Consider the following 22,422-nt stretch of genomic DNA (forward strand, 5'->3'; position numbering starts at 1 on the left):
CGCGACCAATTACCGGGCGGCCTCACCGCCCGGAGCCTAGCGCATGGACTGGACCTGGTACCTCTTCCGCTTCGACGGCCGCATCAACCGCGCTTTGCTTTGGCAGGCGCTGCTGATCGTCGCTGTGATGGTTGCCCTGCTCGGCGTGATCGGTCAGGTGATCCACCTCGTCAGCGCCACGGGATCGTTCAAGCTATCCATCAAGCTCGATTTCGACTTCGGCCTCGACGACCTCTTCAAGCTGGTGGATCCCCGAACCCATCACTCGCTGGCGTCCGTTGACCGCGCAGATCTCATCCTGAAGGGGGCCGGCCTGGCGGTGTTCTCCTGGATTTTCCTGGCGACGGCGATCAAGCGGCTGCACGATCGCAACAGGAGCGGCTGGTGGATCGTTCTGTTCTTCTTCGTCCCCGGCCTTTTCGACCAGTTCTCGGACCTGCTGCCTGCCTCCAACTGGGTGCTTCCGTTCAACTTCACCGCTTCGACTTTATGGCTGTGGGGCATCGTCGAGCTGTTCTTTTTGTCAGGCATCTCCGGCCACAACCGGTTCGGCCCGGACCCGCTGGCTGACGTCGAGGACAGCGCCGCCGCCTCCCCTGCGAAAAGCTGGGACCAGAGCCGCGAGCTCGAATTCGTGCCGCCCAGCGCTAGCCCACCCGGCGGCATGCATGTTAAGCGGGGCGCATGACCGATGCTCTTTCGATTGCCCGCGATCTCATCCGCTGCCCCTCGGTAACCCCGGCCGACGCCGGTGCGCTCGGGGTGCTTGAAACAGCCCTCACCGCCGCCGGCTTCATTTGCCACCGCGTGACGTTTTCCGAAGCCGGCACCGCCGACGTCGACAACCTCTATGCGCGGCTCGGCACCGAAGGGCCGCACATCACCTTTGCCGGCCACACCGACGTGGTACCGCCGGGCGACGAGAACGCCTGGAGCGTCGGCGCATTCTCCGGCGAAGTGAAGGACGGTTTTCTTCACGGCCGCGGCGCGGTCGACATGAAGGGCGGCATCGCCTGCTCGGTCGCAGCTGTGCTGGAGCATCTCGCCGCCAACGGCGGCAAGCCGCGCGCGGACGGGGCGGGCTCGATCTCGTTCCTGATCACGGGCGATGAGGAAGACGTCTCGATCAACGGCACCATCAAGCTGTTGAAATGGGCCGCGGAGCGCGGCGAAAAATTCGATCATTGCGTGCTCGGCGAGCCCTCCAATGTCGAGACGCTCGGCGACACCATCAAGGTCGGCCGCCGCGGCTCGCAATCCGGCACGCTCTATGTCGACGGCGTGCAGGGCCACGTCGCCTATCCGCACCGCGCCGCCAATCCGGTGCCTGACATCTCGCGGCTGATCGTTGCGATCTCCGACGAGCCGCTCGACCACGGCAGCGCGCAATTCCAGGCCTCCAACCTCGAATTCACCTCGGTCGACGTCGGCAACAAGGCGAACAACGTCATCCCCGGCGAGGCTCGCGCCAAGTTCAACATCCGCTACAACGACAACCACACGCAGGCGAGCCTGCGCGAGCTGGTCGAGACGCGCCTCGCCAAGGCCTGCGGCAACCGCATCAAGGCCCGCATCGTCTGGGAGCCGTCGAACTCCAACGTGTTCGTCACCAAGCCCGGCCCGTTCACCGATCTCGCGGTCTCCGCGATCGAAGAGGTGACGGGGCGCAAGCCGGAGCTGTCGACGTCGGGCGGCACGTCGGATGCGCGGTTCATCTCGAGCTATTGCCCGGTGATCGAGTTCGGCCTGGTCGGGCAGACCATGCACCAGGTCAACGAGCGCGTGCCGGTGGTGGATCTGGAGAAGCTGACGAAGGTGTACCGCGGGATTTTGACGCGGTATTTTGCGTAGGCGCTGCGGCCTCCTCCGCGTCCACTCCGCCGTCGCCCCACACTCCGCTGTCATCGCCCGACTTGATCGGGCGATCCAGTATTCCAGAGACGACAGCGATAGAACCGAAAGGCCGCGGCGTACTGGATGCCCCGGTCAAGCCGGGGCATGACAGCGGTGGGTGCGGTGAGATCCTACGCTCTCCGCGCGCCCCTCAATAATCCACCTTCACCAGATACAGCCCTTCCGGCGGTGCGACGATGCCGCACGCGGCACGGTTGCGCGCGGCGAGCGCTGCGGAGAGATCGTCCGCGGTCCAGCGGCCCTCGCCGACCCAGACCAGCGAGCCCACCATTGAGCGCACCTGGCTGTGCAGGAACGAGCGCGCCGAGGTGACAATGGTGATCTCGCGGCCGTCGCGCAGCACGTCGAGCTGGTCGAGCGTCTTCTCCGGCGACTTGGCCTGGCACTCGGTGTCGCGAAAGGTCGTGAAATCGTGCCTGCCGAGCAGGCGTTGCGCCGCCGCATGCATCGCATCGGCATCGAGCCGGCGCGGCACGCGCCAGGCGTGGCCGACGTCGAGCGCGAGATTGGCGCGCGTGTTGATCACGCGATAGCGGTAGTGGCGCTTGATGGCCGAGAAGCGCGCCTCGAACGTGTCGGGGACGATCTCGGCCTCGAGCACCGCGATCGGATGCGGGCGCAGATGGGCGTTGAGACCGTCGCGAAAACGGCCCGGTGGAAACTGCTTCTCGATGTCGACATGCGCGACCTGGCCGCGCGCGTGCACGCCGGCATCGGTGCGGCCGGCGCCGTGCACGCGCAAATCCGCACCGGTCATCGCCTTCACGGCCGCTTCCAGCGCGCCCTGCACCGAGGGCAGCGTCTCCTGCACCTGCCAGCCGAAGAAGGGTGCGCCGTCATATTCGATGGTGAGCTTGTAGCGGGGCATCAGGCGAGCCGCATCGGCGGCTCGACCTTCACGCCGCGCAAAAAGTCCGCCGCCTGCATCCGGCCTTTGCCTTCGCGCTGCAGCTCGATGATGCGGATCGCGCCCTCGCCGCAGGCGATGGTCAGTTGGTTGTCGAGCACCTCGCCCGGCGCACCCGATCCTTTGGCCAGCTCGCAGCGCAGAATCTTCACGCGCGCGTTCTCGAGCTCGGCCCAGGCGCCGGGAAACGGCGACAGGCCGTGGATGTGGCGCAGCACCTCGCGCGCGGGCTTGCTCCAGTCGATCCGCGCCTCGGCCTTGTCGATCTTGGCGGCATAGGTGACGCCGTCCTCGCTCTGCTTCTTCAGCTGGAGCCCGCCGCGCGCGAGCGCGGCCATGGCGCGCACCATGAGATCGGCACCCAAGCGGGACAGGCGATCATGCAGATCGATCGCGGTCATGGTGTCGGTGATCGCAAGCCGCTCGGCCATGGCGACGTCGCCGGTATCCAGGCCGACATCCATCTTCATCACCATCACGCCGCTTTCGGCATCGCCGGCCATGATGGCGCGGTTGATGGGCGCAGCACCACGCCAGCGCGGCAAGAGCGAGGCATGCAGATTGTAGCAGCCGAGCTTCGGCGCATCGAGGATCGCCTGCGGCAGGATCATGCCATAGGCGACGACGACGGCGGCATCGGCGTCGAAGGCGCGAAATTCTGCGAGCGCCTCCTCGGTCTTCAACGTCTTCGGCGTCAGCACGGGCACGCCGAGTCTTCGCGCAGCTTCTTCAACTGGCGTCGGCTGCAATTGCAGCCCGCGCCGCCCGCCGGGCTTCGGCGCGCGGGTGTAGACGGCCACGATCTCGTGGCCGTGCGCGACCAGCTCGAGCAGCGTCGGCACGGAGAAATCGGGCGTGCCCATGAAGATCAGGCGGAGGGGCATGGGAGAAAACCTGCGAACGACGCAATCCACTGACAGTCATTCCGGGGCGGCTCGGGGAGCCGAACCCGGAATCTCGAGATTCTCAGGTGCGCAATTGCGCACCTTAGTTCGATGCTGCGCATCGCCCCGGAATGACGGAAAGCTCACTCCGCGCGCTTGGCGGCTTTCTCGAACTTCTTCATCACGCGGTCGCGCTTGAGCTTGGACAGGTAGTCGACGAACAGCACGCCGTTGAGATGGTCGATCTCGTGCTGGATGCAGGTGGCGTAGAGGCCTTCGGCGTCCTCCTCATGCACCTTGCCGTCGAGATCGGTGAAGCGCACGCGCACCTTGGCGGGCCGTTCGACCTCCTCGTAATATTCGGGGATCGAGAGGCAGCCTTCCTCGTAGACCGAAAGCTCCTCGGACGAGGCGATGATCTCCGGATTGATGAACACGCGCGGCAGCGGCGTGGTCTCGCCGTTCTCGTCGCGCTTGGCGAGGTCCATGGTGATCAGCCGCAGCGGCTGCGCGATCTGGATCGCCGCCAGCCCGATTCCGGGCGCGTCGTACATGGTCTCGAACATGTCGTCGGCAAGCTTGCGGATCTCCGGCGTGACCTTCTCGATCGGCTTGGAGACCAGACGCAGCTGCTTGTCGGGCAGGATGATGATTTCTCTGAGGGCCATGGCCGCGATTTAAGCCGCATGCCGGATGCGGTCAATGCGCCCAGGAACCCCGTTAACCCTCCGCTAACCATAAAACTTCAGGTTTCGTTAACCATAAAAGTTAGGGATCGATTAACCATAAATGTTCGCTATTCGTTCGTGCGCCCCGGCGAATCGGCTAGAAGGACGGGCATGAACGAGATCATTTTCATGCTGGGCGACTGGCCGGTGCGCACCATCGACGCGCTGATCGGCTTCGGTGCACTGGTCCTCATCCTGCTGATTGTCATTGCCGTCGTGATCGCGCGATCCGGGCGGCGCGGCGCGGAACTCGCCATGGCGCACGCGATCCGGGCCGACGAGCTCGAGGAGCGTCTCAGCCAGGTGCTGCACGCCCAGAGCGAGGCCGCCGGCCGAGCCGACGCCATGACCCAGGCGCTGGCGGGACGCCAGGCCGAGATGGCCCGCGCGGTCAACGAGCGGCTGGATTCGGTGACCCACCGGGTCGGCCAGTCGATGGAACACTCGACCCGCAACACCATGGAGAGCCTGCGCGCGCTGCACGAGCGGCTCGGCATCATCGACAACGCCCACAAGAACCTCACCGATCTCACCACGCAGGTGACGACGCTCCGCGACGTGCTTGCCAACAAGCAGTCGCGTGGCGCCTTCGGCCAGGCGCGGATGGAGGCGATCGTCCAGGATGGTCTGCCGAAGGGCTCCTACGAATTCCAGTTCACGCTCTCGACCGGAAAACGGCCCGACTGCGTCGTGTTCCTGCCCGATCAGCGCCCGCTCTGCATCGACGCAAAGTTTCCGCTGGAAGCGATGACCGCGCTGCACGACGCCCGCACCGACGAGGAGAAACGTGCCGCCACGCAGCGTCTGCGCGGCGACGTGATGAAGCATGTCAGCGACATCGCTGAAAAATATCTCGTCACCGGCGAGACCCAGGAGATGGCGCTGATGTTCGTGCCGTCGGAATCGGTCTACGCCGAGATCCATGACGGTTTCGACGACGTGATCCAGAAGGCCTATCGCGCCCGTGTCGTGCTGGTGTCGCCCTCGCTCCTGATGCTGGCGATCCAGGTGATGCAGCAGATCATGAAGGACGCGCGCATGCGCGATGCCGCCGACCAGATCCAGACCGAAGTGATCAAGCTCGGCGACGATTTGGGACGCCTGCGCGACCGCGTGCTCAAATTGCAGAAGCACTTCGCCGACGCGAACGAGGACGTCCGCCAGATCCTGATCTCCGCCGACAAGATCGAGAAGCGCGCCGGGCGGATCGAGGAGCTCGATTTCAGCAAGACCGACGCGCCGGCCGAGAGCCCGCGGCTGGTGGCGACCGCCGCGGGCGAGCTGTTCCCGAGGAAGCTCCAGGCGGGAGAGTGATTCTCTTCCGAGATCCGGTACGCTGCCGCCCCGATTTCGCTGTCGTCGCCCGGCTTGACCGGGCGACCCAGTATCCCAGAGGGGGCAGATGGGCGAACGCTGCTACTACGTCTACATTCCCGCCAGCAAGATCGGCGGAACGCTGTACATCGGCGTGACGAACGACATCATCCGCCGCGTCGCGGAACACAAGTTGAAGCTCATCGAGGGCTTCACGAAAGACTATGATGTGGTGAGGCTGGTCTATTTCGAGCAGTTCGGCGATCCCGAGAACGCGATCAAGCGGGAGAAGCGGCTGAAGAAATGGAAGCGCGACTGGAAGATTGCGCTGATCGAGAAGGACAATCCGGACTGGAACGACCTTTATCCGGAAATTGCAGGTCCTCCATGAATGCGGCCTCTGGAATACTGGGTCGCCCGGTCAAGCCGGGCGACGACACCTCCCTTGTGGCCCCCAGAATCTGCTAACACCTCCCCATGACCGCACCCGACGCGACCTCCTCCGCCGCGACTTCCGCCCCTGCGACCTCATGGCGCGACAGCCTGGCTGTCTACCTGCAGCCGCGGGTGCTGATCGTGTTGTTCCTCGGCTTCTCCTCGGGGCTGCCGCTGGCGCTGTCGGGGTCGACGCTGCTGGTGTGGATGCGGGAGGCCGGGGTCGACCTGAAGACCATCGGGCTGTTCGCGCTGGTCGGCACGCCCTACACGCTGAAATTTTTGTGGGCGCCGCTGGTGGACGCGCTGCATGTGCCGCTGTTCACGCGTGCGTTCGGGCGGCGGCGCGGCTGGCTGGTGTTCTCGCAATTGCTGCTGATCGTCGCGATCCTGCTGCTGGCCATGACCGATCCCGCGCGTTCGCCGTTCTACGTCGCGCTCGGCGCGCTGCTGGTGGCAACGACATCCTCGACGCAGGACATCGTGGTCGACGCCTTCCGCGTCGAGAGCCTGCCCGAGAGCGAGCAGGCCGCCGGCATGGCGGCTTACGTTGCCGCCTATCGCATCGGCATGCTGGTCTCGACCGCGGGGGCGCTGTTCATCGTCTCCGGCTTCGAGAGCACCGGCATCACGCGCACCTCCGCGTGGATGTGGGGTTATGTGGTGATGGCATCGATGGTGCTGATCGGAACGATCACGGCCCTGGTCGCGACCGAGCCCGAGCAATCGGTGCGCGCCGATGCGGCGACGCAAGCCGACAGCGCGTTCACCCGCGTGCTGCACGCGGCGATCGGCGCCTTCTCGGAATTTTTGACGCGCAAGGATGCGCTCGTCGCACTCGCCTTCGTCGTGCTGTTCAAGTTCACCGACGCCTTCTCGGGCACCATGACCGCGCCGTTCGTGATCGACCTCGGCTTTACCCGCAACGACTATGCGGCGATCGTGAAGGGCGTCGGGCTTGCCGCAACGCTGATCGGCGGCTTTGCCGGCGGCTTCGTCGCGCGGCGCTACTCGCTGGCGACATCGCTCTGGATCGGCGGCGTGGTGCAGGCGCTGGCCAATCTGTCGTTCTCCTGGCTCGCCGTGGTCGGCACCAATCAATGGGCGCTGGCGCTCGCCATCTGCGCGGAGAATTTCACCAGCGCCATCGGCACCGTGATCTTCGTCGCCTACCTCTCGGCGCTGTGCCAGAACCCGCTGCACACGGCGACGCAATATGCGCTGCTGACCGCGCTCGCGGCGGTGGGGCGGACCTATCTGTCATCGGGCGCCGGCTTCATCGCTGACGCGACCGGCTGGGCGGCGTTCTTCGTGATCTGCGTGCTGGTGGCGATCCCGAGCCTGGTGCTGCTGGCGTGGCTGCAAAAGCGCGGGCACTTTGAGGCGCTGGGGCCGGTGAGGGTGTGACCCTCGCTGTCATGCCCCGCGAAGGCGGGGCATCCAGTATTCCAGAGACAGCCGTGATTGACCGAGAAGCCGCGGCGAACTGGATCGCCCGCCTTCGCGGGCGATGACACCGGAATCGTAGAGAGACGCCCCCTATTGCTTCTTGATCAGGCTCCACTTCGTGATCACGGCCTCGCTCATCTGGCCGGGATCGCTGGCGCAGGCGACCTCGTCCACCTTGACTGAGATCGCCTTGCCGACGAAGGATTTCAGCTGCACGGCCTGCGCGTCGCTGGAGGTCACGAGCTGGAAGGTCTCAGGCCCGGTCTCGAGATTGCACAGCCCGTTCGGCGCCGGCAGGCGGCGCGGCTCGGAGGTGATCTGGTACATCGCAATCCGCTTGCCCGCGTTCTTGACGTCCCGCACCTTCATCGCGTTCAGCTCGCCCGAGAGCACGTCGCCATTGTTGATCGGCTTGCCGGGCTTCGAGGGCGGCGGCGCACCGTCGTCCTGCTGCGCGGAGATGGCGGGGGTCACCACCGCCATCATCATCGCGACCAAAGCCAGCCGTTTGGCGAATCGTTTCGTCATGTCGTCCGTTCCGTGAAGTCTGGATTGTTAGAACAGGGTCCGCTGCCGCATGGCGGCCGATAGCGTACCTTCATCGAGATAATCAAGCTCGCCACCGACCGGCACACCATGGGCTAACCGGGTTACTTTTACGTTGGCGTCCTGGAGCAGGTCGGTGATGTAGTGCGCCGTGGTCTGGCCGTCGACTGTCGCATTCAGCGCAAGAATGATCTCGTGCACCTCGGCTGCGTGGGCCCGCGCCACCAGCGCGTCGATGGTGAGATCCTGCGGGCCGACGCCGTCGAGCGGCGACAATGTCGCGCCCAGCACATGGTAGCGGCCCTGCGTCGCATTGGCCCGCTCCAGCGCCCAGAGATCGGCGACGTCGGCGACCACGACGATGATGGCGGGGTCGCGCTTCGGATCGGTGCAGACGGTGCAGGGATTTTGCGTGTCGATGTTGCCGCAGGTCTTGCAGACCTGAACCTTGTCGAGCGCGACCTGCAAGGCCGAGGACAGCGGCATCATCAGCGCTTCGCGCTTCTTGATCAGATGCAGCGCCGCGCGCCGCGCGGAGCGCGGGCCTAGGCCCGGCAGCCGTGCGAGAAGCTGGACCAGCCGCTCGATTTCGGGACCTGCAACCGCGCCCATCTTACTGGCCGAACAGCCCCGGCGGCAGGCCAAGCCCGCCTGTCAGCGACTGCATCTTTTCCTGCACCGCGGTCTCCGCCTTGCGGCGGGCATCGCCGAGCGCGGTGACCAGCAGGTCCTCCAGCACCTCGCGCTCTTCCGGCTTCATCAGCGAGGGATCGATCTTGATGCCCTTCACATCCATCTTGGCGGTCATGCGCACGGCGACGAGGCCGCCGCCGGAGATGCCTTCGACCTCCACGTTGGCGAGCGCGTCCTGCATCTCCTGCATCTTGGATTGCAGCTGCGCCGCCTGCTTCATCATGCCGAGAAAATCAGCCATGGGAGTTCGTCCTGGGTGTTCGTCCTTGGAAAGATAGGCTCAGAGATCGTCGTCGGCGTCGGAACCGTCTGGCGGATCATCGCTGCCATAGTCAGCGTTAATATTGGATTCCGGCGCCTCGGGGGCAAGCCTGCGGACCTCGACGACCTTCGATCCAGGGAAGCGCGACAGCACCTCCTGCACGCGCGGATCGGCCTCGGCGGTGCGCGCATGCTCCTGCTTCGCGGCCTGGTTCACCGAGCGCAGCGTGGGCTGGCCCTGCTCGTTGGAGACGATCACGGTCCAGCGGCGGCCGGTCCAGAGCTCGAACTTGCGCGCAAGCTCGGTGATCATGGTCTTGGAGGCGTTAGGCTCGAGCGCGACCTCGAGCCGGCCCTCCTCGAAACGAACGAGGCGCATGTCCGCCTCGAGCGCGCCCTTGGTCATGAGATCGCGCTTCTGCCCGGCAACCGCAACGAGCTGGGTGAAGCTGGTGATGCGGAGCTGGGGCGCGGCACCTTGCGGATCCGGCGCGGGCGCCGCCATCTGCGGACGGGCCGCACCGCCGAAGCCCGACGGCGCGCTCGGTGCGCGCACGGGCGCAGCCGAGACGGCAGGCGCTGCGGCGCCCATCGGCGCGGCCGGCGCACTGCTGCGCTCGGCACTTCCGCCGCTCACGATTGGCGAGCCGCCGCCGTTCTGCTCCAGCATCCTGATCGCCTCGTCTGGCGTCGGCAGATCGGCGACATAGGCGATGCGCACCAGCACCATCTCGGCGGCCGCAGCAGGCCGCGTCGCGGCCTGCACCTCCGTGATGCCCTTGAGCAGCATCTGCCACATCCGTGACAGCACGCGCATCGAGATCTTCGAGGCGAAATCCTTGGCGCGGACGCGCTCGGTCTCGCCATAGGCGACGTTGTCGGCGGTCGCCGGCACGATCTTCACGCGGGTGACGAAATTGACGAACTCTGCAAGGTCCGAGAGCACGACGATGGGATCGGCGCCGACATCGTACTGGTCGCGGAACTCCTTGAAGGCCGCGGCGATGTCGCCGCGCGCCAGCGAATCGAAGAGATCGATGACGCGGGTGCGGTCGGCAAGGCCCAGCATCTGGCGGACGGCGTCGGCTTTGACCTGGCCCGCCGCGTGCGCGATCGCCTGGTCGAGCAGCGACAGCGAGTCGCGCACCGAGCCTTCCGCCGCGCGGGCGATGATGCCGAGCGCCTCCGGCTCGATCTCGACGCTCTCCTTCGCGGCAATGTTGGCGAGGTGCTTCATCAGCACATCAGCCTCGACGCGCCGCAGGTCGAAGCGCTGGCAGCGCGACAGCACCGTGACCGGAACCTTGCGGATCTCCGTCGTGGCGAACACGAACTTGGCGTGCTCCGGCGGTTCCTCGAGCGTCTTCAGGAAGGCGTTGAACGCCGCCGTCGACAGCATGTGAACTTCGTCGATGATGTAGACCTTGTAGCGGGCGCTGGCCGGCGCGTAACGCACGCTGTCATTGATCTGGCGGACGTCGTCGACGCCGGTATGCGAGGCCGCGTCCATCTCCAGCACGTCCATGTGCCGGCTTTCCATGATCGCCTGGCAATGCACGCCGAGGGTCGGCATGTGGATGGTCGGTCCCTTCACCGAGCCATCCGGCATCTCGTAGTTGAGCGCACGGGCCAGGATGCGCGCCGTGGTGGTCTTGCCGACGCCGCGGACGCCGGTGAGGATCCAGGCCTGCGGAATGCGCCCGGTCTCGAACGCATTGGAGACGGTACGGACCACGGCCTCCTGGCCGATCAGGTCGTCGAAGCTTGAAGGGCGGTATTTGCGCGCCAGCACCCGGTAGGGCGTGTTGCCGGCCTGGCCGGCGCTATCGGGGTTCGGAGGGGCGCCAGCGTCGGTCATCGGTCGATCCGCAATGAAATGTCTCTCGGCCGGCTTTTGCGGAAAGGAGCGCGCTGGCGGGAGACCCGCCGGCGCAATTCGCTCGAAAAAACAGGTAGGAGACTGACGAGCGACCCGATCCGGACCTCGTTAGGGCTGCTTCCTTCCGGACCTGACCCGGTTGGCGAGTGGCTCGTCCACCGCCAATCTCCCGGTCCCTATTTGGGGCCAAAAGGTCGGGAAAGCAAGCGGGTATCCACCGATCCCGTCCTCTCCCGGAGGGACGGCCGCCACCCTGTTTGGATCGCGACAGGCGCCTCAGCGCCGGCCGCCTGGAACTTCGGTGATTCGCGCGAATCGCTTGCGGTACTCGGCAGGCGTCACGCCGACGTGGCAATGGAATGCACGACGCAGCGTATCGGCGTCGGCAAAGCCACAATGCAGCGCCACCTGCTTCGGTGCTTCGTTACCGAACTCGAGCAGCCGCCTCGCCGCATTGACGCGGGCTTCCTCGACCCAGGTCGCAGGCGTGACCCCCACCTCGGCGCGGAACAGCCGGGCGAAATGCCTGGGGCTCAGCTCCATGCGCGTCGCCAGGCGAGCAACGCTGTGATCGAGCCCGGGATTGGCGGCGACCCAGCGCTGCAGCTCCTGCAAAGCGGCACGGCCGGCCGGAACAGCCTCGCCCTTGCGGGTGAACTGCATCTGCCCGCCGGGGCGCTTGAAGAACATCACGAGCTGGCTTGCGACCTTCATGGCGGTGTCGCGCCCGAGATCTTCTTCCACCAGCGCCAGCGCGAGATCCAGACCCGCCGTCACGCCCGCGGCGGTGCGGAGCTTTCCGTCGGTGACGTAGAGGGCATCCTTGTCCACCGTGACCGACGGAAATTTCCGGGCCAGCACGTCCGCGACCGCCCAATGGGTCGTGACCCGCCTGCCATCGAGAAGACCGGCGGCGGCAAGGAAAAAGGCCCCGCTGCACACCGAGCCGAACCGGCGGGTCCGCGAAGCCCGCCGCCGCAGCCAATCGATCACGATGCCATCCGCCGGCACTTCGGCAGCGTTCGGGCATCCCGCCACCAGCAAGGTGTCGATCGGCTCCTGGAAATCGCGGTCGACGATACGATCGGGCATCAGCCGGACGCCTGAGGAGCTGTGGATCGGCCCCGGCTCCGCGCCCGCCACGAACAGCGCATAGGCGGGATAGCCGGCCTGCACGTTCGCCTCGGCGAACACGTCGAGTGGCCCGGCAACGTCGAGCAGCTGCACCCCCGGCAGCGCCACGATCACGACCGTCCTTGGTTTCGGCTTGGCACTCACGCCTTGGCACCCATGTCCGCCTCGATCCGGATTTGTCCGTTTTAGACGTATTACGTCGATTCAAGACAAGCTAGCCGAAATCTAGGATGCAGGCGACCTCAATTTTCAGGAGCTGCTCATGACGAAGATCACCGAAGCCGCCGCCGTTCCCGACAGCAAGCTGGCGCGCGCCATCACCGAATATATCCGCGACACCGAAACCGACCTGCTGTTCAACCACTCCAGCCGCGTCTACCAGTTCGGCGCGATGGCCGGCGTCCGCCGCGGGCTGACATTCGACCGCGAGCTGCTTTACGCCGGCGCCATGTTTCACGACATCGGCCTGATGCCGGGCCATGGCAGCAAGCACGAGCGGTTCGAGGTCGACGGCGCGCATGCCGCGCGCGACTTCCTGCGCAGCCACGGCATTTCCGAGTCGGATACCTACACGGTCTGGACCGCGATCGCCCTGCACACGACGCCGGGCGTGCCCCAACACATGCACCCCGTCGTCGCGCTGGTAACCGCGGGCGTCGAGATGGACGTTCTCGGCCTCACCTACGGCGAATATTCCGACGCGGAGCGCGAGGCGGTCGTGACGGCGTTTCCGCGCACGCCGCATTTCAAGGAAGACATCATCCAGGCCTTCTACGACGGCATCAAGCATCGGCCGGATACGACGTTCGGCAACGTCAAGGCCGACGTCATCGCCGACAAGGAGCCGCATTTCCATCGCGGCAATTTCTGCAGCGTCATCCGCAACTCGCATTGGCACGGCTGAGCGCAGCTCGTGCCGCGCAAATCCCCACCGCAATCATCGACCAGGAATCACGACATGAGCGACAAACGCCCGCATCTGACGCACGCAACGGGAGCTCCCGTCAGCGACAATCTCAACATCATGACCGCCGGCCGCCGCGGCCCCGCCTTGTTGCAGGACGTCTGGCTGATCGAGAAGCTCGCCCATTTCGATCGCGAGGTAATTCCCGAGCGGCGCATGCACGCCAAGGGATCCGGCGCGTTCGGGACCTTCACGGTCACCCATGACATCTCCCGCTATACCAAAGCGAGGATCTTCTCGGAGATCGGCAAGACAACGCCGATGTTCGCGCGCTTCTCGACGGTGGCCGGCGAGCGCGGCGCAGCCGACGCAGAGCGCGACATCCGCGGCTTTGCGCTGAAATTCTACACCGAGGAAGGCAATTGGGACATGGTCGGCAACAACACGCCCGTGTTCTTCTTCCGCGATCCCTTGCGCTTTCCCGACCTCAATCATGCGATCAAGCGCGACCCCAGGACCGGGATGCGCAGCGCCGACAACAATTGGGACTTCTGGACGTTGTTGCCGGAGGCGCTGCACCAGGTCACCATCGTGATGAGCGAGCGCGGCATTCCCAGAAGCTTCCGGCACATGCACGGCTTCGGCAGCCATACCTACAGCTTCCTCAACGCCGCCAACGAGCGGTGCTGGGTGAAGTTTCACTTCCGGACGCAGCAGGGCGTCGAGAACCTGACCGACGCCGAAGCCGAAGCCCTCATCGGCAAGGACCGCGAGACCCACCAGCGCGACCTGTTCGACAGCATCGAGCGCGGTGAATTCCCGCGCTGGACGATGTTCGTGCAGATCATGACCGACGACCAGGCCAAGGCGTTTGCCTTCAACCCGTTCGACCTCACCAAGGTCTGGCCGAAGGGAGACTTCCCGCTGATCGAGGTCGGCTATTTCGAGCTGAACCGCAATCCGGAAAACGTCTTCGCCGAGGTCGAGCAGGCCTCCTTCTCGCCTGCCCATGTGGTCCCGGGGATCGGCTTCTCGCCTGACAAGATGCTGCAGGCGAGGTTGTTTTCCTACGGCGACGCGGCGCGCTATCGCCTCGGCGTCAACCATCACCTGATCCCGGTCAACGCGCCGAAATGTCCGTATCACAGCTACCATCGCGATGGCGCCATGCGGACCGACGGCAATCTCGGGGGTACGCCGACCTACTTCCCGAACAGCCGCGGCGAGTGGACCGACCAGCCCGATCTCAACGAGCCGCCGCTCGAGATCGATGGGGCGGCGGCGCATTGGGATCACCGCGTCGACGACGATCATTACCGGCAGCCCGGCGACCTCTTCCGAAAGATGAACGCTGCCCAGCGGCAGGCCTTGTTCGACAACACGGCGCGCGCCGTGGGAGCGGCGGCCGTCCCGATCCAGCAACGGCACATCGCCAACTGCAGCAAGGCCGATCCCGCCTACGGCGCCGGCGTCCGCGACGCGCTGACGCGGCTTGCGACGGTCCGCGCCAAGGCCGCGGAATAGGATCAGCTGTACCGACCCGCTTGTGGTCCTTAGCGAACGGCGCCGGGAAGGTGCCGTTCGCCTGACTCCACAGTGTCAGCCGCCCCCGCTGCGGCCACCAGGGCAGCAGCTCGCATTTTTAAAGCGAGCCGCCGAAGGCTCTCAATTTCCTCGCGAAAATGCCCCTTGCCGACCCCGCTCGCGTCACCGCGCCTGACGCATCGCCGCGACGCGCAGACGCAGACATTCGCCTCGGAAAGCGTCATGGCCGATAGGCGTCGTGCCTATCTTCGAGGCCACGCACATCCCTGAGGCAATCGAGTCTTGACAGGGCCCGCCCCGCAGCGCCTTGCTATCAAATCCCGCCAGAACCGAAATAAAGGGTGCGCGAAAATCCGATCCAGAGCATTTTCAGCCGGCTGACGCCGATTGAAGGGTGAATTTTCCGCGCGAGATCAACCACACACCTTCATCCAACCAGAAAAGCGATTCCTCAAAATGGTTACACGTCGTGATGTCGCATCGATTGTCGGACTTGGCGCGATGACTGCCGCCGCACTGGCTGCCCCGGCTGTCGCGCAGACCGCGGCCGATGCCAACGAATCGACCTTCGCCCGCATCCGCCGCACCAAGAAGATGCGCATCGGCGCAGTCGGCGGCGGCGCGCCCTATTACATGAAGGACCTCGCCAGCGGCCAGTGGAAGGGCTTCTACATCGACATCGCCAAGGGGCTCGCCGACGACATGGAAGCCGAGCTCGAGATCACCGAGACCACCTGGGGCAATTCGGTGCTCGATCTGCAGTCCAACAAGATCGACATCTTCTTCGGCCTGAACCCGACCCCGAAGCGCGCGCTGGTCGTCGACTTCTCGGTGCCGGTTTTCAACAACGCCTTCGGCATCCTCTGCAAGAAGGACTTCAAGCCGAAGAGCTGGGCCGAGCTGAACTCGCCCGACATCAAGATCGCGGTCGACCAGGGCTCCTCGCACGACCAGGTCGTCAGCCGCCTGACGCCGAAGGCGCAGATCTCGCGGCTGAAGACCGCCGACGACGCCACCGCCGCGCTGCAGACCGGCCGCGTCGACGCACAGTGCCTGATCACCATGCTGTCGCTGACCGTGCTGAAGAAGAACCCCTCGCTCGGCCAGTTCGTGCTGCCGACGCCGATCTTCGCGACCACGTCGAACGCCGGCTTCCGCCGCGAGAACGACAAGACGTTCCGCGACTTCGTCAACACCTGGATCGACTTCAACAAGGGCCTCGGCTTCATCCGCAACGCGATCATCACCAACATGGAGCTGGTGGGCGTGACCGAGGCGGACATTCCGCCGGGCGTTTCGTTGTAAGCTCCCACTGTCATTCCGGGGCTCGCGAAGCGAGAACCCGGAATCTCGAGGTTCTCTGGTGCGCAATTGCGCACCAGAGTTCGATGCTTTGCATCGCCCCAGAACGACGGTGCCAACGGCACCCACGACGAGTTAAACACGCATGTATCAGTGGGACTTCGGCATCCTCTGGAGCTATCGCTGGCTCTTTCTCAACGGGCTCGGCGTCACCGTCGGTTTCACCGTGGTCATCGTCGTGCTGGGCCTCGTGTTCGGCCTGTTCGGCGCCTTCGGCAGCCTGTCGCGCTTCAAAGCGGTGCGCCTCACCGCCCTCGCCTTCATCGATGCGTTTCGCTGCACGCCGATCCTGGTGCAGCTGATCTGGTTTTATTACGCGCTGCCGATTCTCGCCGGCGTCGAGATGACGCCGATCACGGCTTCCGCGCTGGCGCTCTCGCTCTATGGCGGCTCGTTCTATTCCGAGATCATCCGCGGCGGCATCATCTCGATCGACAAGGGCCAGTCGGAAGCCGGCGCCGCGCTCGGCATGACGCCAGGCCAGAGCATGCGGCGCATCGTGCTGCCGCAGGCGATCAAGCGCATGATCCCGGCGCTGATGAACCAGTCGATCATCCAGTTCAAGAACACCTCGCTGGTCTCTGTGCTGGCGGTGCCTGATCTGGTCTATCAGAGCCAGGTCGCGGCCCATGACAGCTACCGGCCGCTGGAGACCTATACCGCGGTTGCGGTCGCCTATGCCGCGATCCTGATCCCGCTCACCATCATCGTCCGCCGCGGCGAGAAGCGACTGGCGGTCAGCGAATGAGCGAGACGCAAAAGATCGAGATCCGCAGCCTTCGCAAGAGCTTCGGCAGCAACGAGGTCCTGAAGAACATCAATCTCGACGTCGCCAAGGGCGGCGTGGTCGCGCTGATCGGGCCATCAGGCTCCGGCAAGTCGACGCTGCTCCGCTGCATCAATCTCCTGGTCGTACCCGACGGCGGCAGCGTCCGCGTCGGCGATACACGCTTTTCATTCGGTGAAGGCACAAAGCTTCCCGACGTGAAGACACTCGCAAGGTTCCGCGCCACCACCGGCATGGTGTTCCAGCACTTCAACCTGTTCCCGCACATGACGACGCTCCAGAACGTGATGGAGGGGCCGGTCACGGTGCGCCGCATGGCCAAGGCGGATGCCGAGAAGCTCGCGCGGGCGCAGCTCGCCAAGGTCGGCCTTGCCGAGAAGGCGGACCAATATCCGGCGACGCTCTCCGGCGGCCAGAAGCAGCGGGTCGCGATCGCGCGTGCGCTCGCGATGGAGCCTGACGTGATGCTGTTCGACGAAGCAACGTCGGCGCTCGACCCCGAGCTGGTCGGCGAGGTCCTGAACGTGATCCAGCAACTAGCCTCCGAGGGCATGACCATGGTCATCGTGACCCACGAGATCGCGTTCGCCCGCGAGGTCGCCGACCGCCTCATCTTCATGCGCGACGGTGTCGTGGTCGAGGAAGGCCCGGCGCGTGAGGTGATCGACAATCCGAAGGAGGCCGCGACCCGCGCCTTCCTCAGCCATTTCCACCGCACCGGCGCATTGCCGCCGGCCACACCGGCATCCTGATGTCCGATATCAATCGCGTCTATCTCATCACCGGCGCCGCCAGCGGCATCGGTCGCGCCACCGCAAAGCTGCTCGCCGCGCCCGGCGCGGCGCTGCTGCTGCATACGCGTTCCAACGCAGAAGGTCTCGACGCAACTGCGACGGAGGCCGAAGCAAAGGGCGCCGTAGTGGCAAAGTGCCTCGGCGATCTCGCCGAGGACACTGCCGCCGCTGTGGCCATCGCCGCCGTGCAAGCCGCGTTCGGCCGGCTTGACGGACTTGTTCTCGTCGGCGGCCACGCCCGCCGCGGCAGCGCGATCGGCACGCCGGCGGATCAATTCCGGCAGGCGATGGACGAATCGGCGCTGGCGTTCACGCGAATGGTCGAGGCGGCGCTGCCGCTGCTGCGCGCGGGGCAAGACGCACGGATCGTGGCGGTGTCGTCTTTCGTAGCGCATGCAATCCGCCCTGAATTCGCGCCGTTCGCAGCCACTGCGGCTAGCCGCTCAGCACTCGAAGCGCTGGTCCGGCTGACCGCGATCGAGCTCGCCAGCGACGGCATCACCGTCAATGCGGTCGCGCCCGGCCTCATCGTCAAGGACAAGCCGAGCGAGAGCCGGCTGTCGCCCGAGCAGATCGCCGCGACCGAGGCGCTGATCCCGATGCGCCGCCGCGGGCGGCCGGAGGAAGTCGCCGAGATCATCACCTTCCTGGCATCACCAAAAGCATCTTACGTCACCGGCCAAGTCTGGCACGTTAACGGAGGCCTGACATGACCGAAGCAACGATTGAACGTCTCAGGCTGTTCCTGATCGAGAGCCCGATCAAGATGGCGCGCCTGCAGGGCGTCGGCAACGTCAAGGGCACGGTGAAGCGCGTGCTGATCGAGCTGACCTCCAGCGACGGCGTGATCGGCTGGGGCGAAGCCGCACCATGGGAAGTCTTTACGGGAACGCCGGAAGCCGCTTTCTCCGCGCTCGATATCTATCTGCGGCCGATCCTGCTCGGCAAACCCGCGCGCCGCATTCGCGCGCTGATGGCCGAGCTCGACCGCGCGCTGGTCGGGCATGCCGAGGCCAAGGTCGGAATCGAGATGGCGCTGCTCGACATCGTCGGCAAATCGTCGGGGCTGTCGGTTGCCGACCTGCTCGGCGGCCGCGTGCGCGACGCCATTCCGCTGTCGTTCTCGATCGCCGATCCCGATTTCGCCGCCGATCTGGAGCGCATGCGGAAGATGGTTCCGGAGGGGAACGTCATTTACAAGGTCAAGACCGGCGTGAAGCCGCACCGCGAGGATCTCGACCATCTCGCAGCGATCCGGAAGGAGTTCGGCGACAAGGTCGATCTGCGCGTCGATTACAACCAGGCGCTGGCGCCGTTCGGCGCCATCAAGATCCTGCGCGATGTCGAGGAATTCGCGCCGACCTTCATCGAGCAGCCGGTGCCGCGCAAATTTCTCGACGTGATGGCGCAGCTCACCGCGGCGCTGGAAACGCCGGTGCTTGCCGACGAGAGCTGCTTCGACCGCCGCGACATGATGGAGGTCGTGCGCCGCGAGGCGGCCGATGCCGTCTCGATCAAGCTGATGAAGGCCGGCGGCCTGTTCGAGGCGCAGGCGATCATGGCGATCGCCGACATCGCCGGCCTGCCCGGCTATGGCGGCACGCTGTGGGAGGGCGGCATTGGGCTTGCCGCCGGCACGCAACTGATCGCAGCCACGCCTGGCATCTCGCTCGGCTGCGAGTTCTACATGCCGCATCACGTGCTGACTGAGGATGTGCTGGAGGAGCGCGTTGCCAACCGCGCGGGTCACGTTGTCGTGCCCGATGGCCCGGGCCTCGGGATTCGCGTCAGCGAAGCCTCGATCCGCGCCAATGCGCGGGTGCTGGCGGAGGCGTAGTTGCCGTCATTCCGGAACGCGCACAGCGCGAGCCCGGAATGACGATCGCGTATGCGGTCCCGATCCTTCCCCAATCGAAATCGGTATCGTATGGTCGGACCAAACGAGCCCCGTTCCCGCGCGGGCCTTCCGGAAACGCATATGCCCGAACCCGCCTGGTCGCTGCACTCCCGCCTGAAAGAGGACACCATCGACATCGGCGATCTGCCGCTGTCGAAGGTGCTGGTCATCAAGGATGCTCATTATCCCTGGCTGCTGCTGGTGCCGCGGCGCGCCGATGCGGTCGAGATCATCGATCTCGACGAGGTGCAGCAGGCGCAATTGATGACGGAGATCTCCCGCGTCTCGCGCGCACTGAAAGAGATCACCAAATGCGACAAGCTCAATGTCGCAGCCCTCGGCAACCTCGTGCCGCAGCTTCACGTCCACATCATCGCGCGCCGCACCGGTGATGCCGCCTGGCCGCGGCCGGTCTGGGGCGTGATGCCGCCGTTGGCGCACGATGCCGCGGAGGTACAGAATTTCATCAGCGCGCTTCGCAAAAAGATCTGGTTGGGTTGAAAGAACAAGAAATGTCAGCATTCGACTCGTTTCCGCTGGGACAGCCGGCCTTCGTCACCAACGTCCTCGACCGCGCCGCGCATCTGCGCCGCGACGACGAAAAACTGTTCGCGCTGGAGCAGAAATCGTCCTCGCGCGCCTATGTCGTGTACCGCGACTCGCTGCTGGTGAAGCGCGAGGGCGACAAGGTGCGCGCGCTGCTCTCGATCGACGAGGCGCTGAAATGTGGCGCCAATCCCGGCACGATCTTCCTCGGCCTGCGCGAGGGTGCGGCCCTGTTCGGCATGGGCCTGGCGCAGGCCGCGGCCGAGAAGCTGGTCGGCCGCGACGACTACACCGTCACCGAACTGCGCGGCATGGCGATGCAGGGGGTGATCCCGCCCGACGAGCTGTCGGCGATCGCGATGGCGAAGTCGATGGTCGGCTGGCATCAGCGCCACGGCTATTGCGCCAATTGCGGCGCCCGCAGCGGGATGAAGGAAGGCGGCTGGAAGCGCGAGTGCCCGGCCTGCAAGGCCGAGCACTTTCCACGCACCGATCCGGTCGTGATCATGCACGTGGCGTCCGGCGAAAAGTGCCTGCTCGGGCGCCAGAAGCAGTTTCCGCCCGGCATGTATTCCTGCCTTGCCGGCTTCGTCGAGGCCGCCGAGACCATCGAGGACGCGGTGCGCCGCGAGATCCTCGAAGAGTCCGGCATTCGCTGTACCGACGTGCAGTATTACATGACCCAGCCCTGGCCCTATCCATCGTCGCTGATGATCGGCTGCAGCGCGCGGGCGCTGAACGAGGACGTCGTGGTCGATCATTCCGAACTCGAGGACGCGCGCTGGTTCACGCGCGAGGAGGCAGCCCTGATGCTGAAGCGGACGCATCCGGACGGGCTCGCCGGCCCGCATCCCTTCGCCATCGCGCACCATCTGCTCGGCCGCTGGGTGCACAACAAGAGCTGACCGCCGATGGCGCCATCCGGGACCGCGCCGCGCATCCTCTGTATCGGCATTCCCGTGCGCGACCTCACCTTTCGGGTCGAGGCCGTGCCGGAGCGCGGCAGCAAGGCGAACGCCACGCATCTCGCCGAGATCTGCGGCGGCAACGCGCTCAATGCCGCCATCGCGATGGCGCGGCTCGGCGGCCGCGTCTCGTTTGCGGGGCCGATGGGCGACGCGCGGGAGACCTCGAGCGGCTTCATTCTCGAGCGGATGGCCACCGAAGGGATCGAGACCGCTCACATCGTGCGCATGCCGGGTGCGGCCACGCCCGTCTCTGCGATCATCATCGACGCGACGGGCGAGCGGACGCTCACGATCTATCGTGATCTTGTGTTGTGGAGCGTGACGCTGCCTGACGCTGACGGGCTGCTCGCCGATCGTCAGGCAGTCCTGGTCGAGAGCCGCTGCGGCGCCTTTTGCGTCGACCTCTGCACCGAGGCGCGCCAGCGCGGCATTCCCGTCATCGTCGGCGTCGATCGCGCGATAGCGCTGACTGATGACCTGCTCACCGCCGCCTCGCATCTGCTGTTTTCCAGCGAGCAGGTCCAGGAGACGGCGGGAGTGGCTGACGACGGCGAGGCCCTGAAGCGGCTCGCCGGGCTGACGCCCGCCTTCCTCGCGGCGACCCGCGGCCCGCGCGGCACGATCTGGCTGAACGAGGCGGGCGCGCTGGAGGAGACGCCGGCCTTCCCGATCGAGGCGGTCGATACACTCGGCGCCGGCGACGTCTTCCACGGCGCCTTCACGCTGCGGCTCGCCGAGGGTGGCGGGGTACGGGAGGCGCTGCAATTCGCCGCGGCCGCCGCAGCCCTGAAATGCACCCGCCACGGCGGCGGCCAGGCCGCGCCGCAACGCATTGAAGTTGAAGGGTTTTTGCAGAACCGGCTTTAGAGCCATTCTGCCCGCACGCCGAGATTATGGGCTTGCGGTAGAAGATTTTCCTCTATATGACGGAAATCAGCCCTAATATTGGAACAAAGTTCTTCAAATGACCGACGCCGCTGTCCAGATCCCCGAGACCAGCCGCCGCCTCGACGCCATCGACCGCAAGATCCTGATGGTACTCCAGGAAGATGCCTCCCTGTCCGTCGCCGAGATCGGCGACCGGGTCGGGCTGTCCTCGACCCCCTGCTGGAAGCGTATCCAGCGCCTGGAGGCCGATGGCGTGATCCTGAAGCGGGTCGCCCTCGTCGACCAGAACAAGATCGGGCTCGGTATCTCCGTGTTCGTCTCGGTCGAGAGCGCCGACCATTCCGACGCCTGGCTGAAGAAGTTCGCCGAGGCCGTCAGCGCCATGCCGGAGGTGATGGAGTTCTACCGGATGGCCGGCGACGTCGACTACATGCTGCGCGTCGTGGTCGCGGACATGCAGGCCTACGACATCTTCTACAAGAAGCTGATCAGCGCCGTGCCGCTCAAGAACGTCACCTCGCGCTTCGCGATGGAGAAGATCAAGTCGGTCACCGCGCTGCCGATCCCGGCGGTGGTGGCAGCCTGAC

The 22,422-nt window shown here is 65.6% G+C and carries 24 protein-coding genes and 1 other RNA gene; 16 read left to right on the top strand and 9 right to left on the bottom strand.

Annotated features, from left to right (window positions below; all coding sequences use genetic code 11):
• Nucleotides 1-43 precede the first annotated feature (43 nt).
• The gene (locus VGR99_RS27840) at nucleotides 44-688 is read left to right on the top strand and encodes a DUF805 domain-containing protein (RefSeq protein ID WP_326903161.1); all 645 of its coding nucleotides are present in this window, start codon (nucleotides 44-46) and stop codon (nucleotides 686-688) included.
• Nucleotides 685-1,851, top strand: coding sequence for a succinyl-diaminopimelate desuccinylase (dapE, locus tag VGR99_RS27845; RefSeq protein ID WP_326903162.1), 1,167 nt, complete (start codon nucleotides 685-687; stop codon nucleotides 1,849-1,851). Before VGR99_RS27840 ends, dapE begins: the two co-directional genes overlap by 4 nt.
• 193 nt (nucleotides 1,852-2,044) lie before the next feature.
• Here the strand turns inward: dapE and truA are convergent, their stop codons facing one another.
• The 3 genes from truA to def all read right to left on the bottom strand — a co-directional run bounded on the left by truA (nucleotide 2,045) and on the right by def (nucleotide 4,373).
• On the bottom strand, nucleotides 2,045-2,782 hold the full coding sequence (truA, locus tag VGR99_RS27850; RefSeq protein WP_326903163.1) for a tRNA pseudouridine(38-40) synthase TruA: 738 nt from the start codon (nucleotides 2,780-2,782) through the stop codon (nucleotides 2,045-2,047).
• Entirely contained in the window at nucleotides 2,782-3,705 is a 924-nt protein-coding gene (gene fmt, locus VGR99_RS27855) for a methionyl-tRNA formyltransferase (protein ID WP_326903164.1), read from the bottom strand. The genes truA and fmt overlap by 1 nt, the downstream gene beginning before the upstream one ends.
• A 143-nt stretch (nucleotides 3,706-3,848) precedes the next feature.
• A complete protein-coding gene (gene def, locus VGR99_RS27860; RefSeq protein WP_212027407.1) occupies nucleotides 3,849-4,373 on the bottom strand; it encodes a peptide deformylase in 525 nt (174 codons plus the stop codon).
• Nucleotides 4,374-4,544: 171 nt separating this feature from the next.
• On the opposite strand from def, the gene VGR99_RS27865 reads away from it, so the two are divergent.
• The 3 genes from VGR99_RS27865 (at nucleotide 4,545) to VGR99_RS27875 (ending at nucleotide 7,589) form a co-directional block, all read left to right on the top strand.
• Entirely contained in the window at nucleotides 4,545-5,747 is a 1,203-nt protein-coding gene (locus tag VGR99_RS27865; protein WP_326903165.1) for a DNA recombination protein RmuC, read from the top strand.
• Between the two features lie 88 nt (nucleotides 5,748-5,835).
• Nucleotides 5,836-6,138 carry a GIY-YIG nuclease family protein gene (locus tag VGR99_RS27870; RefSeq protein WP_326903166.1) on the top strand — a complete coding sequence of 101 codons (303 nt, stop codon included), beginning with the start codon at nucleotides 5,836-5,838 and terminating at the stop codon, nucleotides 6,136-6,138.
• Between the two features lie 86 nt (nucleotides 6,139-6,224).
• Nucleotides 6,225-7,589, top strand: coding sequence for an AmpG family muropeptide MFS transporter (locus tag VGR99_RS27875; protein WP_326903167.1), 1,365 nt, complete (start codon nucleotides 6,225-6,227; stop codon nucleotides 7,587-7,589).
• Nucleotides 7,590-7,721: 132 nt separating this feature from the next.
• Here the strand turns inward: VGR99_RS27875 and VGR99_RS27880 are convergent, their stop codons facing one another.
• From VGR99_RS27880 to VGR99_RS27905, 6 genes are all read right to left on the bottom strand, one after another.
• Nucleotides 7,722-8,159, bottom strand: coding sequence for a hypothetical protein (locus VGR99_RS27880; RefSeq protein WP_326903168.1), 438 nt, complete (start codon nucleotides 8,157-8,159; stop codon nucleotides 7,722-7,724).
• 27 nt (nucleotides 8,160-8,186) lie between these two features.
• Entirely contained in the window at nucleotides 8,187-8,789 is a 603-nt protein-coding gene (recR, locus tag VGR99_RS27885) for a recombination mediator RecR (protein WP_027561562.1), read from the bottom strand.
• A gap of 1 nt (nucleotide 8,790) precedes the next feature.
• A complete protein-coding gene (locus tag VGR99_RS27890; RefSeq protein ID WP_326903169.1) occupies nucleotides 8,791-9,111 on the bottom strand; it encodes a YbaB/EbfC family nucleoid-associated protein in 321 nt (106 codons plus the stop codon).
• A 39-nt stretch (nucleotides 9,112-9,150) separates the two neighbouring features.
• On the bottom strand, nucleotides 9,151-10,989 hold the full coding sequence (locus VGR99_RS27895) for a DNA polymerase III subunit gamma/tau (protein WP_326903170.1): 1,839 nt from the start codon (nucleotides 10,987-10,989) through the stop codon (nucleotides 9,151-9,153).
• 94 nt (nucleotides 10,990-11,083) lie between these two features.
• Nucleotides 11,084-11,180, bottom strand: an RNA gene (gene ffs, locus VGR99_RS27900) — signal recognition particle sRNA small type.
• Nucleotides 11,181-11,286: 106 nt separating this feature from the next.
• Nucleotides 11,287-12,258, bottom strand: coding sequence for a GlxA family transcriptional regulator (locus VGR99_RS27905; RefSeq protein WP_326903171.1), 972 nt, complete (start codon nucleotides 12,256-12,258; stop codon nucleotides 11,287-11,289).
• Nucleotides 12,259-12,406: 148 nt separating this feature from the next.
• Here VGR99_RS27905 and VGR99_RS27910 point away from each other — a divergent pair, with 148 nt between their 5' ends.
• The 11 genes from VGR99_RS27910 to VGR99_RS27960 all read left to right on the top strand — a co-directional run bounded on the left by VGR99_RS27910 (nucleotide 12,407) and on the right by VGR99_RS27960 (nucleotide 22,421).
• Nucleotides 12,407-13,048, top strand: a complete 642-nt coding sequence (locus VGR99_RS27910; RefSeq protein ID WP_326903172.1) for an HD domain-containing protein — start codon at nucleotides 12,407-12,409, stop codon at nucleotides 13,046-13,048.
• Between the two features lie 54 nt (nucleotides 13,049-13,102).
• Nucleotides 13,103-14,572: a catalase gene (locus VGR99_RS27915; RefSeq protein ID WP_326903173.1), complete on the top strand. Its 1,470-nt coding sequence runs from the start codon at nucleotides 13,103-13,105 to the stop codon at nucleotides 14,570-14,572.
• 477 nt (nucleotides 14,573-15,049) lie between these two features.
• Nucleotides 15,050-15,898 (top strand): transporter substrate-binding domain-containing protein, encoded by an 849-nt coding sequence (locus VGR99_RS27920; RefSeq protein ID WP_326903174.1) that lies wholly within the window; start codon nucleotides 15,050-15,052, stop codon nucleotides 15,896-15,898.
• A 142-nt stretch (nucleotides 15,899-16,040) separates the two neighbouring features.
• Nucleotides 16,041-16,703, top strand: coding sequence for an amino acid ABC transporter permease (locus tag VGR99_RS27925; protein ID WP_326903175.1), 663 nt, complete (start codon nucleotides 16,041-16,043; stop codon nucleotides 16,701-16,703).
• Nucleotides 16,700-17,494, top strand: coding sequence for an amino acid ABC transporter ATP-binding protein (locus VGR99_RS27930; protein WP_326903176.1), 795 nt, complete (start codon nucleotides 16,700-16,702; stop codon nucleotides 17,492-17,494). Before VGR99_RS27925 ends, VGR99_RS27930 begins: the two co-directional genes overlap by 4 nt.
• Nucleotides 17,494-18,249, top strand: a complete 756-nt coding sequence (locus tag VGR99_RS27935; protein WP_326903177.1) for an SDR family NAD(P)-dependent oxidoreductase — start codon at nucleotides 17,494-17,496, stop codon at nucleotides 18,247-18,249. Before VGR99_RS27930 ends, VGR99_RS27935 begins: the two co-directional genes overlap by 1 nt.
• A complete protein-coding gene (locus VGR99_RS27940; protein WP_326903178.1) occupies nucleotides 18,246-19,373 on the top strand; it encodes a muconate cycloisomerase family protein in 1,128 nt (375 codons plus the stop codon). Before VGR99_RS27935 ends, VGR99_RS27940 begins: the two co-directional genes overlap by 4 nt.
• Nucleotides 19,374-19,514: 141 nt before the next feature.
• Nucleotides 19,515-19,934: an HIT domain-containing protein gene (locus tag VGR99_RS27945; RefSeq protein ID WP_188103091.1), complete on the top strand. Its 420-nt coding sequence runs from the start codon at nucleotides 19,515-19,517 to the stop codon at nucleotides 19,932-19,934.
• Nucleotides 19,935-19,945: 11 nt separating this feature from the next.
• Entirely contained in the window at nucleotides 19,946-20,884 is a 939-nt protein-coding gene (gene nudC, locus VGR99_RS27950; protein WP_326903179.1) for an NAD(+) diphosphatase, read from the top strand.
• Between the two features lie 6 nt (nucleotides 20,885-20,890).
• The gene (locus VGR99_RS27955) at nucleotides 20,891-21,814 is read left to right on the top strand and encodes a sugar kinase (RefSeq protein ID WP_326903180.1); all 924 of its coding nucleotides are present in this window, start codon (nucleotides 20,891-20,893) and stop codon (nucleotides 21,812-21,814) included.
• A gap of 97 nt (nucleotides 21,815-21,911) precedes the next feature.
• Nucleotides 21,912-22,421 carry an Lrp/AsnC family transcriptional regulator gene (locus tag VGR99_RS27960; protein WP_326903181.1) on the top strand — a complete coding sequence of 170 codons (510 nt, stop codon included), beginning with the start codon at nucleotides 21,912-21,914 and terminating at the stop codon, nucleotides 22,419-22,421.
• Nucleotide 22,422 lies beyond the last annotated feature (1 nt).

It is taken from the genome of Bradyrhizobium sp. (genome assembly GCF_035935975.1).
Classification (GTDB): Bacteria; Pseudomonadota; Alphaproteobacteria; order Rhizobiales; family Xanthobacteraceae; genus Bradyrhizobium.

Excerpts from the sequence above, each read along its gene's own strand:
- dapE (WP_326903162.1), top strand. The coding sequence starts at position 685 with ATGACCGATGCTCTTTCGATTGCCCGCGATCTCATCCGCTGCCCCTCG.
- VGR99_RS27840 (WP_326903161.1), top strand. The coding sequence starts at position 44 with ATGGACTGGACCTGGTACCTCTTCCGCTTCGACGGCCGCATCAACCGC.
- VGR99_RS27960 (WP_326903181.1), top strand. The coding sequence starts at position 21,912 with ATGACCGACGCCGCTGTCCAGATCCCCGAGACCAGCCGCCGCCTCGAC.
- fmt (WP_326903164.1), bottom strand. The coding sequence starts at position 3,705 with ATGCCCCTCCGCCTGATCTTCATGGGCACGCCCGATTTCTCCGTGCCG.
- VGR99_RS27890 (WP_326903169.1), bottom strand. The coding sequence starts at position 9,111 with ATGGCTGATTTTCTCGGCATGATGAAGCAGGCGGCGCAGCTGCAATCC.
- VGR99_RS27895 (WP_326903170.1), bottom strand. The coding sequence starts at position 10,989 with ATGACCGACGCTGGCGCCCCTCCGAACCCCGATAGCGCCGGCCAGGCC.
- VGR99_RS27955 (WP_326903180.1), top strand. The coding sequence starts at position 20,891 with ATGGCGCCATCCGGGACCGCGCCGCGCATCCTCTGTATCGGCATTCCC.
- VGR99_RS27865 (WP_326903165.1), top strand. The coding sequence starts at position 4,545 with ATGAACGAGATCATTTTCATGCTGGGCGACTGGCCGGTGCGCACCATC.
- VGR99_RS27880 (WP_326903168.1), bottom strand. The coding sequence starts at position 8,159 with ATGACGAAACGATTCGCCAAACGGCTGGCTTTGGTCGCGATGATGATG.
- truA (WP_326903163.1), bottom strand. The coding sequence starts at position 2,782 with ATGCCCCGCTACAAGCTCACCATCGAATATGACGGCGCACCCTTCTTC.
- VGR99_RS27920 (WP_326903174.1), top strand. The coding sequence starts at position 15,050 with ATGGTTACACGTCGTGATGTCGCATCGATTGTCGGACTTGGCGCGATG.
- VGR99_RS27945 (WP_188103091.1), top strand. The coding sequence starts at position 19,515 with ATGCCCGAACCCGCCTGGTCGCTGCACTCCCGCCTGAAAGAGGACACC.
- VGR99_RS27935 (WP_326903177.1), top strand. The coding sequence starts at position 17,494 with ATGTCCGATATCAATCGCGTCTATCTCATCACCGGCGCCGCCAGCGGC.
- VGR99_RS27925 (WP_326903175.1), top strand. The coding sequence starts at position 16,041 with ATGTATCAGTGGGACTTCGGCATCCTCTGGAGCTATCGCTGGCTCTTT.
- VGR99_RS27870 (WP_326903166.1), top strand. The coding sequence starts at position 5,836 with ATGGGCGAACGCTGCTACTACGTCTACATTCCCGCCAGCAAGATCGGC.
- VGR99_RS27940 (WP_326903178.1), top strand. The coding sequence starts at position 18,246 with ATGACCGAAGCAACGATTGAACGTCTCAGGCTGTTCCTGATCGAGAGC.
- VGR99_RS27875 (WP_326903167.1), top strand. The coding sequence starts at position 6,225 with ATGACCGCACCCGACGCGACCTCCTCCGCCGCGACTTCCGCCCCTGCG.
- VGR99_RS27910 (WP_326903172.1), top strand. The coding sequence starts at position 12,407 with ATGACGAAGATCACCGAAGCCGCCGCCGTTCCCGACAGCAAGCTGGCG.
- recR (WP_027561562.1), bottom strand. The coding sequence starts at position 8,789 with ATGGGCGCGGTTGCAGGTCCCGAAATCGAGCGGCTGGTCCAGCTTCTC.
- def (WP_212027407.1), bottom strand. The coding sequence starts at position 4,373 with ATGGCCCTCAGAGAAATCATCATCCTGCCCGACAAGCAGCTGCGTCTG.
- VGR99_RS27915 (WP_326903173.1), top strand. The coding sequence starts at position 13,103 with ATGAGCGACAAACGCCCGCATCTGACGCACGCAACGGGAGCTCCCGTC.
- nudC (WP_326903179.1), top strand. The coding sequence starts at position 19,946 with ATGTCAGCATTCGACTCGTTTCCGCTGGGACAGCCGGCCTTCGTCACC.
- VGR99_RS27930 (WP_326903176.1), top strand. The coding sequence starts at position 16,700 with ATGAGCGAGACGCAAAAGATCGAGATCCGCAGCCTTCGCAAGAGCTTC.